The 11,849-nt window shown below is 44.9% G+C and carries 10 protein-coding genes; 4 read left to right on the top strand and 6 right to left on the bottom strand.

From position 1 onward, the window contains the following. The first annotated feature begins 14 nt into the window (after positions 1–14). Positions 15–1,109 carry a 3-phosphoserine/phosphohydroxythreonine transaminase gene (gene serC / locus AC6I7V_RS07805; RefSeq protein ID WP_498010611.1) on the top strand — a complete coding sequence of 365 codons (1,095 nt, stop codon included), beginning with the start codon at positions 15–17 and terminating at the stop codon, positions 1,107–1,109. 102 nt (positions 1,110–1,211) lie between these two features. On the opposite strand, the gene AC6I7V_RS07800 is transcribed toward serC, so the two are convergent. Continuing rightward, positions 1,212–1,928: a 3'-5' exonuclease gene (locus tag AC6I7V_RS07800; protein ID WP_255230551.1), complete on the bottom strand. Its 717-nt coding sequence runs from the start codon at positions 1,926–1,928 to the stop codon at positions 1,212–1,214. A 5-nt stretch (positions 1,929–1,933) separates the two neighbouring features. Next, positions 1,934–3,823 carry a DUF294 nucleotidyltransferase-like domain-containing protein gene (locus AC6I7V_RS07795; protein WP_255230552.1) on the bottom strand — a complete coding sequence of 630 codons (1,890 nt, stop codon included), beginning with the start codon at positions 3,821–3,823 and terminating at the stop codon, positions 1,934–1,936. A 206-nt stretch (positions 3,824–4,029) separates the two neighbouring features. Here AC6I7V_RS07795 and AC6I7V_RS07790 point away from each other — a divergent pair, with 206 nt between their 5' ends. After that, positions 4,030–4,614: an outer membrane beta-barrel protein gene (locus AC6I7V_RS07790; RefSeq protein ID WP_498011668.1), complete on the top strand. Its 585-nt coding sequence runs from the start codon at positions 4,030–4,032 to the stop codon at positions 4,612–4,614. Positions 4,615–4,720: 106 nt separating this feature from the next. Here AC6I7V_RS07790 and AC6I7V_RS07785 read toward each other — a convergent pair whose 3' ends face one another. The 3 genes from AC6I7V_RS07785 to AC6I7V_RS07775 form a co-directional block, all read right to left on the bottom strand. Continuing rightward, entirely contained in the window at positions 4,721–5,911 is a 1,191-nt protein-coding gene (locus tag AC6I7V_RS07785; RefSeq protein ID WP_032548727.1) for an amino acid aminotransferase, read from the bottom strand. A gap of 202 nt (positions 5,912–6,113) precedes the next feature. Further along, positions 6,114–7,616, bottom strand: coding sequence for an HD-GYP domain-containing protein (locus AC6I7V_RS07780; protein WP_498010610.1), 1,503 nt, complete (start codon positions 7,614–7,616; stop codon positions 6,114–6,116). A gap of 250 nt (positions 7,617–7,866) precedes the next feature. After that, a complete protein-coding gene (locus tag AC6I7V_RS07775; RefSeq protein WP_498010609.1) occupies positions 7,867–8,166 on the bottom strand; it encodes a hypothetical protein in 300 nt (99 codons plus the stop codon). Positions 8,167–8,377: 211 nt separating this feature from the next. Here AC6I7V_RS07775 and AC6I7V_RS07770 point away from each other — a divergent pair, with 211 nt between their 5' ends. Continuing rightward, on the top strand, positions 8,378–9,784 hold the full coding sequence (locus AC6I7V_RS07770; RefSeq protein WP_498010608.1) for an aminotransferase-like domain-containing protein: 1,407 nt from the start codon (positions 8,378–8,380) through the stop codon (positions 9,782–9,784). 107 nt (positions 9,785–9,891) lie between these two features. Beyond that, positions 9,892–10,098: a hypothetical protein gene (locus AC6I7V_RS07765; RefSeq protein ID WP_255230557.1), complete on the top strand. Its 207-nt coding sequence runs from the start codon at positions 9,892–9,894 to the stop codon at positions 10,096–10,098. Positions 10,099–10,209: 111 nt separating this feature from the next. Here the strand turns inward: AC6I7V_RS07765 and asnS are convergent, their stop codons facing one another. Then, positions 10,210–11,610: an asparagine--tRNA ligase gene (asnS, locus tag AC6I7V_RS07760; protein ID WP_150868825.1), complete on the bottom strand. Its 1,401-nt coding sequence runs from the start codon at positions 11,608–11,610 to the stop codon at positions 10,210–10,212. Positions 11,611–11,849: the final 239 nt, after the last annotated feature.

The following is an 11,849-nucleotide window of genomic DNA, read 5'->3' as shown; positions in this document are numbered from 1 at the left end:
GAGCATCACCCCCCATGGAAAACACTTTAGATAACGTTTTTAATTTCAGTGCAGGTCCAGCAGCATTACCAAAGCCAGTAATGAAGCAAGCGCAAGCGGATTTTATTGACTGGAATGGCCTAGGCACATCCGTGATGGAAATTAGCCATCGCAGCAAAGAATTTATTCAAGTCGCGGATGAGTCGGAGCAAGACTTACGTGATCTTCTGAACATCCCAGACAACTACAAAGTTCTATTTTGTCAGGGCGGTGCGCGCGCTCAATTTGCAGCAGTTCCACTAAACCTACTGGGTGACAAAACTAAAGCGACTTACGTTGATGCGGGTTACTGGGCTGAGAGTGCAGTAAAAGAGGCGAGCAAATACGCAGAGATTGACGTGTTCAACGCTAAGACAACTGTCGATGGCAAAGCAGCCGTTGTTGCAGCAAGTGAGTGGAAAATCGATCCAGAAGCGGCTTACGTTCACTTCTGCCCGAATGAGACTATCGATGGTATCGAAATCAACGAACTGCCTGTAACGGACAAGCCAATTGTTGCGGACATGTCTTCAAATATTCTTTCTCGTAAAATTGACGTATCAAAATACGGTGTGATTTACGCGGGTGCGCAGAAGAACATTGGCCCAGCGGGTATCTGCATTGTGATTGTTCGTGACGACCTTCTAGATCTGGCAAACTCAGTGTTACCAAGCATCTTGAACTACAAGGTACTGGCTGAGAAAGATTCTATGTTCAATACTCCACCGACGTTTGCTTGGTACTTGTCTGGCCTAGTATTTAAGTGGTTGAAATCAGAAGGTGGTGTAGAAGCAGTTGAGCAAGTGAACCAAGAGAAAGCTCAGCTTCTTTACAACGCAATTGATGAATCAGACTTCTATCGTAACGACGTTCACCCAGTAAACCGTTCTCGTATGAACGTACCTTTCCAATTGGCTAAGCCAGAGCTTGACGGTAAGTTCTTGGAGCTTGCTGATAAAGCGGGTCTTAAGTCGCTAAAAGGTCACCGAGCAGTAGGTGGGATGCGTGCGTCTCTCTACAATGCGATGACGCTTGAGGGTGTGCAAGCATTGGTGAACTTTATGAAAGAGTTCGAACAAGAAAACGCATAGCGTCAAACAAACGAAGCTTATCATTAAGGGTGTCAAAGTATGACACCCTTTTTAGTTTGGCTTTCTTGATGGTTGATGGATTGACTAAAACCGATTAGTGAATCACAACCAGAACTCTTTCAGCGGTCTACTTGCATCGTAATGGTGTGCAATCTGTGCTTGGAGTAGCTCTGCTGTCGCAATGGCATCCGTTAACGCATGGTGTGGTGTGTAGTCAGGTAAGTGATAGCGACGACGGCTTTGCCCTAATCTGACTGAGCCGGGCTTCTTGCCTTTTAACTTGTTCCAAAAGCCGCCAGCGAGCTTATGCTGCACTTGTGACTCAATTTCCAATGTATCTAATACTGGAAACTCAATGCCTTCATTAAGGCGTGAGCGTAGCGCATTATCTAAGAAGTTACGTTCTATGCGTCTATAGTGGACAACCGGGATATGTCCAGCCATCGCTTTTAAGACTTCATCGAGTACTTCGTTTAAATCTGGAGCATCCAGGATGTCGTTGTGAGTGATGCCATGAATCACCACAGACTCTTCTTCCAGTTTTTGTCTGGGTCTTAGCGTCCAATGACGCGCTTGTTTTAGATAGATACGGTTAAGTGTAAACGGGACTAAGCCGATGGTAATAATTCCATCTTTAGATGGATTGAGGCCAGTGGTCTCAAAGTCCAATGCTAAGAAGGTCACTTCAGATATGGGAGTGTCAGCCGCAGGTAACGGTTTACTGTAGTACTCTTTGAGGCGCTCATCTTTAACACGCTCGAGCTTCTGGGCAAATTTGAAATGCCAATCTACAGCGGGTGACTTAAATATTCTCGTCATCGTCTCTACTTAAATTTGTTGTTGGCTTGGTAACGGAACTTGAGGAAGTTCTGCGCGTTACTGAGAATCTGAAATGCATCTTTTAAGTTGCGACGTTCAAAGTCCGACAGATTCTCGGGCTCAATGTTGTTATCCGGCTCGATGTTGTTGTCAACGTCCAGAGCTTGATGTCGAATACGAACCATAGAGATAAACTCCATCGCATCTTTTAGATCTTGAGCTCGACCTTTAGGTAAGATGCCCGCGTCAATGATGTCGTCGAGGCGCTCAAAGGAGTTCTTAGAGCGTGATGCGACCGCAAGTGAGTGCACACGGATCAAGTCGGCCAGTGGCGCAGTACCGCGTCGTTTCAAATTGATAGAGTTATTATGACGGCCATCTTTTTCCATCACGAAGTCTTTAAAAAAACCAAGTGGTGGGGTGCGGTTGAGTGCATTACGAGCTAAACATGCCAAGAATCGGTTGTTCTTGCGCGAGCGGCGTACAATGAAGCTATTGAGTTGTTCAGCCCATTTTAGGCGGCCATAGACACCGTCAAGGTCGAAGAATATTGAGGCGTTTAGCAGCGCTTTCGGGTTCGGGTTATCAATCCAATCTGCGAAGCACTCTTCCCACTCAGTGCGTGTCATTCGCCAAGTTGGATTGGTCGCCATGATGTCGCCTGTACAGTAGCTATAGCCACACTGATCTAAGCCATCGCAAATGAACTTAGAGAAGGCTTCAAAGTAAGCACCATGTTTGGCTTCATCGTATGAGTCATCAAGAATAATGGCGTTATCTTGGTCGGTCACAAGGAGTTGTTCATCGCGCCCCATAGACCCTAAAGCAAGGAAGCAATATGGAATTGGCGCGTTGCCTAGCGTCTCCTCAGCAAGCTCAATAATACGTTGCTTAAAGCTTCGGCCAATCACTGACATTGCGCTGCCCACCATATGAGCATTCGCATCTTCGTTCACAAGGCGTACAAAGCTATCTTTAACTTGCTCTGACAATACTTTGAGATCTTCAATGCTTTGTTGCTGGAAGATACTGCTTACCAATAAGAGAGAGTTTTGCGATTCGTAGCGAACAATGTCTGTTGCTTCGATAATGCCTATTGGTTTTTTATCTTTGAGTACAGGTAGGTGATGAACGTTGTAGCGCAGCATCGTCAACATAGCTTCGTAGACATAGGCGTTGTGGTCGAGAGAGATTACCTCAGGAGTCATCACGCTTGAGACCTCATCTGATGGATCAAGCCCTTCAGCAAGAACACGAGTACACAAATCTCGGTCAGTGATGATACCGATTACAGGCGTTGAATCATCTTCATCATCTTCTACGATGTCTGAGTCAATAATCAGCAACGAAGAGACGTTGTCTTCCGCCATCATAGTCGCCGCTTGTTGAATGGTGCGCGTTTTTTCGATCATCGGTGCATCGCTAGTCAGTAGCGTCTTCACTTTTGAAGTAGTGAGATCGTTAGCGTCGCTGTTGTTTGAGATGGCTTGACGTAAACGCGCGTTATCTTCTACTTCAACAAAATCGGCAAATGAGTCGTAATTGTCATAAAGTTCTTGAAAGATGGATTCTGGGATGCAGTAAAGAAGGGTATCTTCGATCGCTTTAACTGGGAAACGTACCTTGTTATTAGTCAGTAGGCCCATCTGACCAAATAGATCACCTTGGTCTAAACGGTTATAGAGTTCTCCTTTTCGTCTGTAGACTTCGACCTCACCACTGCGAACCACATATAAGTCGTGGATTTGGTCGCCGAAGTGAATAATCGGTGTGTCTTGACGATAATAGGAAATTTCCACGCTACTCGTGACTTTGGCGAGTATCTCTTCCGGTAATTCGCTAAAGGGAGGGTATTGTGCGAGGAAGTTTTGAATCTCTAATAACTCAGCATCCATAGTGTTCATCCGTAAGTTAATATGAATTCATGGTACATCATTTGATAATAATTTGCCGCGACAAATCATTCTGTGAGGTAAAACCTTTTTAAAGTCTGATGGATAGACTAACCTTTGATAAAAATAAGACAGTGTTAAGGAAGGGTTAAATGTCGATGTGGAAGCTGGGCTTAGTCTCTGTATGTGCTGCTTTCTCTTTCGAGGGTATGGCCCAAGATAATGAGTCAAAAGATCTCGATTTTAATTATGTTACCGCCTCGGTTTATTCCGGCAGTCTCAACGCAGATGCTGGCGGCAACAACAACGCCTCTGTGTTTGGGCTGGGTGTCAGTTATGAGTTGACGGATAAGTGGTTGCTTGTTGGCGACTATACCGCGCGCTTTATTCATCCCGATGAGAGTACGACTCGAATTGATACTCTGATGGGTGGCGCCGGTTACCGTTTTAACATCCGCAAAGATCTCGATATCGTGGCATCCTATCTATTGGGTGTGACCAAGGGTGAAATTGAGCGCAATTCAGATAACCAGACGCTCGAATCTGATACCGAGTTTATCCACGGTGGTAAGCTCGATTTAAACTATGGTTTTGCAAAGCGATGGGTTGCTAATGGTAGTATTCAAGCAAATCGAAGTGAGCTGTTTGATGAAGAGATTTATCACTTAGGTTTACGCTATAAGATCACGTCTAAGTTCTCTATTGAGGGGGCGTATCAGCACCGAAACGGTGATAGTGATAACGGTGGTGAACGAACTAACGAGCTAGGTTTGGCGTTTAGATTAGAGTACTAACGCTTTTGATAAGTTTCTAAAATAGCAGTTAACGTAGTTAAAAGCGTCGAAATGATAAAAAGCCAGCATATACGCTGGCTTTTTCGGTGTTTGAAAGGGTGAAAGCTTACAGTACTGCAGCGATGCCTTTACATAGCGGTAGCATGTTTGATTTAGTCATACCTGCAACACTGATACGACCAGAGCCGACAATGTAGATAGCAAACTCTTCTTTCAGACGAGTCACTTGCTCTTTAGTGAGACCAGAGAAAGAGAACATGCCGTTTTGACGCTCGATGAACGTGAAGTCAGCATCGACACCTTGCTCTTTCAGAGTTGCAACGAACAGTTCACGCATCTCTTGGATACGGTCACGCATTTCAGCGACTTCTGCTTCCCATTCGGCACGCAGTTCAGCATCGCCTAGGATGTGAGTAACAACGGCACTACCGTGCGCTGGTGGGTTAGAGTAGATAGAACGGATGATGCTCTTAACTTGAGAGAATGCCGTGTTTGCAACGTCTGCAGATTCAGCTACTAGCGTGAATGCACCTACACGCTCGTTGTATAGACCAAAGTTCTTAGAGAATGAGCTCGCGACTAGGATCTCTTTGTTGTACTTAGCGAAAGTACGAAGGCCAGCCGCATCTTCTTCAACGCCTTTTGCAAAACCTTGGTAAGCAAAGTCGAATAGTGGAAGAAGCTTCTTCTCAGCAACTAGCTTAGCCAATACTTCCCACTCTTCCGCTGTTGGATCGATACCCGTTGGGTTGTGACAGCAGCCGTGTAAAAGAACGATATCGCCTTCAGATGCTTTCTCTAGGTCAGCAACCATACCTGCGAAGTCTTTGTCTTTAGTCTCAGCGTTGTAGTAGCTGTATTGAGCTGTTTCAATACCTGCAGCAGAGAATACGCCATTGTGGTTTGCCCAAGTTGGGTTGCTGATCCAGATCTTTACATCGCCAAGTTGACGTTTAATAAATTCACCAGCAACACGTAGAGCACCTGTACCACCCGGAGCTTGTGCTGTTTTAGCTCGTTGAGCTGTGACGATTTCAGCGTCTGCGCCGAATAGCAGCTTCTGTACTGCTAGGCCGTATTCCGCTGTACCTTCAATTGTTAGGTAAGATTTCGTTTTCTCGTTTTCTAGAAGAGCCGCTTCCGCTTTTTTAACGGTAGCTAGAACTGGCGTTTGGCCATCTTCGTTTTTGTAAATACCAACACCAAGGTTGATTTTTTCTGCACGAGCGTCTTTTTTAAACTCTTCAGTCAGGCCAAGAATAGGGTCTGCTGGTGCTGCGAGTACTTTTTCAAACATAATCTTCATCCATGTCAATTGAGAGGGGATAGTATCTAGTGGTATTTATACCTTTATGAAAATTTGAAGACAATATGAATTGAGAAGAAACAGGAAAAAAAATCTATTTCGATGGGAATTATCAGTAAAGTACGAATATATCTAATAAAACACCCTACGGATAAACCAGTAGGGTGTAAGAAATTAGTGTGTTTTACATCAGCTAAACAGCTTGTAAAGTCAAGTTTTCTCGCTCTAACTCGCTGACATCATGCTTACCATCTTTATGCGTTGCGGCAATCTCAACAAATAGATGTTCTACCGCCAAGAAAGCTTCAACAACTTCAGGGTCAAAGTGCTGACCTTTACCTTCAAGAATGATGTCTTTGGCCTTATCGTGACTGAAAGCAGGCTTGTATACACGTTTTGATATCAAGGCATCATAGACGTCAGCCAATGCCATTAGGCGGCCAGAAAGCGGAATGTCTTCGCCCGCTAGTTGATTTGGGTAACCTTGACCGTTCCACTTTTCATGGTGAGTCAGTGATATTTCTTTGGCGACTCTCAGGAATGAGCTGCTGCCTAGCTGACTTTCAGCAATAGACAACGCCTCTGCACCAATCTGTGGGTGTTTTTTCATGATATCGAACTCTTCATCGGTTAATTTACCTGGCTTGAGCAGCACGTTGTCAGGTACGCCGACCTTCCCAACATCATGAAGCGGTGCAGATTTGTAGAGCAGTTCAATGTATTCAGGTGTCAGTAATGTCGAGTGTTTAGGCGATAGGCTCATTTGTTCTGCCAGCGCTTTTACGTACTCTTGTGTGCGTAGAATATGTGCGCCTGTTTCATTGTCACGAGATTCGGCGAGTGCAGACAAGCTGACAATTGCGACATCACGGGTGGTTTTAACTTCTTGTTGGACGGATTGCAGACTATCGAGCATATTGTTGGTCAATGATGCCATCGAGCCAAGTTCATCATGGTTAAAGACAGGGAGTCGAGACTGAATGTTGCCTTTTGTTACTTCAACCAGCGCAGATTCGTGACTAAGGAGAACCTTCTTAATCAGCTTGCTCCACATTGTCATGATCGCCACGGCGTAACCACCTAGAACTAAGGATAAGTAGGCAAACTCTTTCATGATGCTGATTTTACCTGTGCCGTCTAAAATGCGCTCCGGATTGTGTTCGAGCCAAAAGACATCTTTTATCGCAACCATACTTAGCATCAGGGTTAACGAGGTTAGGAGCACCATCACCAAGCCTATCAGCTGCTTCACCAAAGATTGACGCACACCAGTAAGTTGTAGGTTGCTGACACCTCGATTTTGATAGGTATTCATCTGCTTTAGTTTTGAGTCCAGCTCTAAAATGCTGCCGGTAAAGAATCCAAATAGCGCCAACCCGAACAAAACCTTCAGGTTACTATCAAGCGTAAATTCATAACTTAGGTTGTAATAGGTCGCGAGTGGGAGACTCATTGCGAAGAATAGGCTGGTATCTAGCTTGATGTATTGCCCCTGTTGGTAAACAGACCAACGAGGAGCAATGATAAAACGAATAACAAACAGAATAGCGAAGATTGTGCTGACGTGAGTGATCGTTTCAATAGCGGTTAATGTCTCTAACATCGGACACACTCGACTGCCATATGTGCCAAAAAGAACACCGGCGAGAACGTAGAGCTTGGCGGTTAGATTGTTATTGTGATGTGACGAATCCATCAATTAATCCTTGTTATTATCCTAGTCTGCTTCCAATGACTTATTAGTAGAACGAGACAGGCTAAAAAATATTTCTTCTAAATGTATTTTGATAATTCTATCGGTGGGGAAGAGCAATTGATATAACAAGGTAAGCGGTTTTATAGAATTGTTAAGTGTAGCGTTTGTCTGGGCGCTGTTTCTATTAGAAGGGCTAGGTTCACTGACCTTGTCTTGCTCTCAGTACTTGAGGTCTGTGAACCATTAGCGACTATTTCTTAAGGTGGATCTCTGCTTCAACCGAACCTGTTTCTATTTCCGGGTGTGATGCTAGCTTGTCTGCGGCCCATTGGTTAATGTGCTTTAGGATTGCTGATACTGCGTGTTTCTTAGTGGCCGGTTGATCATCGACGAGATCGAGATTCTCTTTTGGGTGCGAACCAGTTGCATCTTCAGCAATATGCAGCCAATCAGGATGCCAATAGTAAGGTTGCCCACTTGGTGTTGTCCAGCTATGGACACCGTTTGATTCACCTTTGTACTCTAAGTTTTCTGCTTCTATCTTTTTCATGATGGTCTCGCATTTTTATTGTGAACATCTGTTTAAGTTTAGAGCGAGATGAATTTCTCGCTATGCATCAAAGTTAGCAGAGCAAGTCATGAGTTCTGTGAAGTTTTTCACACAATTATACAAATGACGTTTAATCAGTAGGATAGCTACAATCTAAACCCATGTTAATGCTAGAGTATTGGGTTTATGGATTCTTTAGGTAGTACAACTTATGGCACGTTACGAAGAGCTTGCAAAGGACATTCGCAATCAGATAGCCAATAATACTTGGCGATCTGGCGAGAAGATCCCGTCAGTTCGCATGAGTTGCCGTAACTATAAGGTCAGCAACAGCACGGTTCTTCAGGCGTACCAACTGCTAGAGAGTGAAGGCTGGATCATTGCCAAGCCTCAATCTGGTTACTTTGTCGCACCTAAAATTGAGAGCTTGGTCTCCTCACCTAAGGTCTCAGAGACAAAACGTGCGATCAACGACAGGTTGTTCGATTTTTTGACCTCTAGCTCTGCCGAAGGCGTGGTGCCCTTCGGTTCTGCGTTTCCAGATCCAGACCTGTTCCCACTTCCTGTTCTGACAAGGAACCTCGCTAGCGCTGGACGTAAGATGACGGGGGCGAGCGTCATTAATAACCTTCCACCCGGGAGCGAGTCTTTAAGACGTCAAATCGCCCAGCGGTATCTCCAGCAAGGGATTGTCGTTAGTCATCAAGATATCGTGATCACGTCTGGCGCGATGGAGGCTTTAAACCTTAGCCTGCAAACCGTGACCAAACCTGGTGATACAGTGGTGATAGAAGCACCAGCCTTTTATGGCGCACTACAAGCAGTGGAGAGACTTGGCTTAAATGCAGTTGAGGTTGAGGTTTGCCCCAGGGATGGATTGAATATCCCTGCGTTCAAAAAAGCGTTGATTGACCATGATGTCAAAGCGTGTTGGTTGATGACGACATTCCAAAACCCAACCGGTACCTGCCTGTCAGATGAGCGCAAACAAGAAGTGGTAGCCATTGCTCGTGAACATCACGCCTTGATTATTGAAGATGATGTTTATGCTGACCTCTACTACGATAGAGACAAACCTAAACCGTTGAAAGCATACGACACTAATGACTCTGTGCTATTGTGCGGTTCGTATTCTAAGAGCCTGTGTCCCGGTTATCGAGTGGGGTGGGTAGTTAATGCTCGTTACCATAACCAGATCCAAAAACAGCAACTTCTATCAACGCTATCGAGTAGCGCTCCGGTACAGCTGGGTGTGGCACACTTTTTAACCCATGAAAGTTACGACAATCATCTGCGTAAGCTGCGCAAGCACCTGCAGGCAAGAAAACAAGAGTTTATCAATGCAGTATTTGAATACTTCCCTAAATCTATAGAAGTAGAAGAGCCGAACGGGGGCTACTTTATATGGATTCGTTTCCCGAGTTCATTTGACAGCCATAAGCTATATAAGCAAGCGATGAGGGAGGGGATTAGTATCGCTTCGGGTGATTTGTTCAGTGAGAGTGATATGGTCTCTCATGCGATTCGACTTAACTTTTCTCATGAACTCACTCAAGAACGCCGCTCTGCGTTGAAAACAGTGGGCCAGCTTGCTCACCAACTGTTGCGCCAGTCATAAACGTCAGTATTAAAAAACTGTACGCCTTGAATCAAGCATAACTGTACGCCTTTCAATAAGATAATCTGTGTTTGAATAACGGTAGACCAAATCTTGGAGAAACCGTTATGTTGAAATCACCTGCTGGAAATGAGATCAAACTTATCTTCGTGGCTATTGTCTGTGCGGCACTGTTGATTTTCGGCCATGTGCTGTTGGCAAAAGCTTTCGCTGATATGGCGTGGACTGAATACACCACAGCTGCTATACCATTTGTTCTGTTTGGTATCTGTGCATTAGCTATCCGCTACGCAGAAAAACAAGATCAAAGCTAAAATGCTAAATGCTAAATTGGTTCTGCGCCTTACTTGTTTATTCGACACAAAAAAACCTCCGCAATTGCGGAGGTTTTTGTTTCTTTCTTTTAATTCAAGCGTAGAGCGGAATTAGAAGTTCGCAGAGCGAGGAGTACGTGGGAATGGGATAACGTCACGTACGTTGCCCATGCCTGTTACGTAAGATACTAGACGCTCAAAACCTAGGCCGAAACCAGCGTGTGGCACTGTTCCGTATTTACGTAGGTCGCGGTACCAGCTCATGTGTTCTGGGTCGATACCTACTTCACGCATACGCTCGTCTAGGATGTCTAGACGCTCTTCACGCTGAGAACCACCGATGATTTCACCGATGCCAGGTGCTAGTACGTCCATTGCCGCTACTGTCTTACCGTCATCGTTCGCACGCATGTAGAATGCTTTGATGTCTTTCGGGTAGTTCTTAACGATTACTGGTGCCTTGAAGTGCTCTTCAGCTAGGTAACGCTCGTGCTCAGAAGACATGTCGATACCCCATTCAACAGGGAATTCGAACTCACGACCTGAATCTAGAAGAATCTGGATTGCGTCGGTGTAGTCAACTTGTGCGAAGTCAGAAGAAACAAACTGCTCTAGGCGAGTGATTGCTTCTTTGTCGATGCGTTGAGCGAAGAACTCAAGGTCATCACGACACTCTTCAAGTACTGCTTTGAATACGAACTTAAGCATGTCTTCAGACAGCTTAGCCACGTCTTCTAGGTCAGCGAATGCAACTTCAGGCTCAACCATCCAGAATTCAGCTAGGTGGCGGCTTGTGTTTGAGTTTTCAGCACGGAACGTAGGACCGAACGTGTAAACCTTGCTTAGTGCACAAGCGTAAGCTTCTGCGTTTAGTTGGCCAGATACCGTTAGGAATGTCTCTTTACCGAAGAAATCTTCGTTGTAATCAACATCGCCTTTCTCTGTGCGAGGTAGGTTTTCCATGTCTAGTGTAGAAACGCGGAACATCTCACCAGCACCTTCTGCATCAGAAGCTGTGATCAGTGGAGCAGATACCCAGAAGAAACCCTGCTCGTGGTAGAAGCGGTGGATTGCTTGAGATAGGCAGTTACGAACACGCGCAACCGCACCGATTACGTTAGTACGTGGACGTAGGTGTGCTACTTCACGTAGGTACTCGATAGAGTGACGAGTTTTCGCCATTGGGTAAGTTTCTGCGTCTTCAACCCAACCTACAACTTTAACGTCAGTTGCAGCAAGTTCGAAGTCTTGGCCTTTCGCAGGAGACTCAACAATCTTACCTGTTACTTCAACAGAGCAGCCTGTAGTCAGCTTTAGCACTTCGTTTTCGTAATTATTAAGATTATTAGGGACCACGGCCTGAATCGGGTCGAAACAAGAGCCGTCATAAATGGCAAGGAAAGAGATTCCAGCTTTGGAATCACGACGTGAACGGATCCAGCCGCGAACAGTTACTTCACTGTCTACCGCTAGCTTGCCGCCAAGTACGTCTTTTACAGGCGCGTAAGTCATGTTGGTTTCATTCTCCATTGAGGGACAAATTCAACCCAATGCTAATTCACGATAGTTTTAATTTTCTGATACTTGAACAAAAAACAGTCGAAACATTGAGTTGTATAAACTTTTTAAATCAATGGAACATATTACCTGTCACACAGAGAGCTTCAACCTTTATTGTTAGTTGAAGAAAGAAATATTTCCTATATGGACTTATTTTTGTTTAAAGGCCGACTTTTTACTCCAAAAGTCGA

The sequence above is a fragment of the Vibrio sp. KUL70 genome (assembly GCF_059725515.1).
This window is presented reverse-complemented; position numbering and strand designations above follow the sequence as displayed.

Excerpts from the sequence above, each read along its gene's own strand:
- AC6I7V_RS07800 (WP_255230551.1), bottom strand. The coding sequence starts at position 1,928 with ATGACGAGAATATTTAAGTCACCCGCTGTAGATTGGCATTTCAAATTT.
- AC6I7V_RS07795 (WP_255230552.1), bottom strand. The coding sequence starts at position 3,823 with ATGGATGCTGAGTTATTAGAGATTCAAAACTTCCTCGCACAATACCCT.
- AC6I7V_RS07790 (WP_498011668.1), top strand. The coding sequence starts at position 4,030 with ATGGCCCAAGATAATGAGTCAAAAGATCTCGATTTTAATTATGTTACC.
- AC6I7V_RS07785 (WP_032548727.1), bottom strand. The coding sequence starts at position 5,911 with ATGTTTGAAAAAGTACTCGCAGCACCAGCAGACCCTATTCTTGGCCTG.
- AC6I7V_RS07780 (WP_498010610.1), bottom strand. The coding sequence starts at position 7,616 with ATGGATTCGTCACATCACAATAACAATCTAACCGCCAAGCTCTACGTT.
- asnS (WP_150868825.1), bottom strand. The coding sequence starts at position 11,610 with ATGACTTACGCGCCTGTAAAAGACGTACTTGGCGGCAAGCTAGCGGTA.
- serC (WP_498010611.1), top strand. The coding sequence starts at position 15 with ATGGAAAACACTTTAGATAACGTTTTTAATTTCAGTGCAGGTCCAGCA.
- AC6I7V_RS07770 (WP_498010608.1), top strand. The coding sequence starts at position 8,378 with ATGGCACGTTACGAAGAGCTTGCAAAGGACATTCGCAATCAGATAGCC.
- AC6I7V_RS07765 (WP_255230557.1), top strand. The coding sequence starts at position 9,892 with ATGTTGAAATCACCTGCTGGAAATGAGATCAAACTTATCTTCGTGGCT.
- AC6I7V_RS07775 (WP_498010609.1), bottom strand. The coding sequence starts at position 8,166 with ATGAAAAAGATAGAAGCAGAAAACTTAGAGTACAAAGGTGAATCAAAC.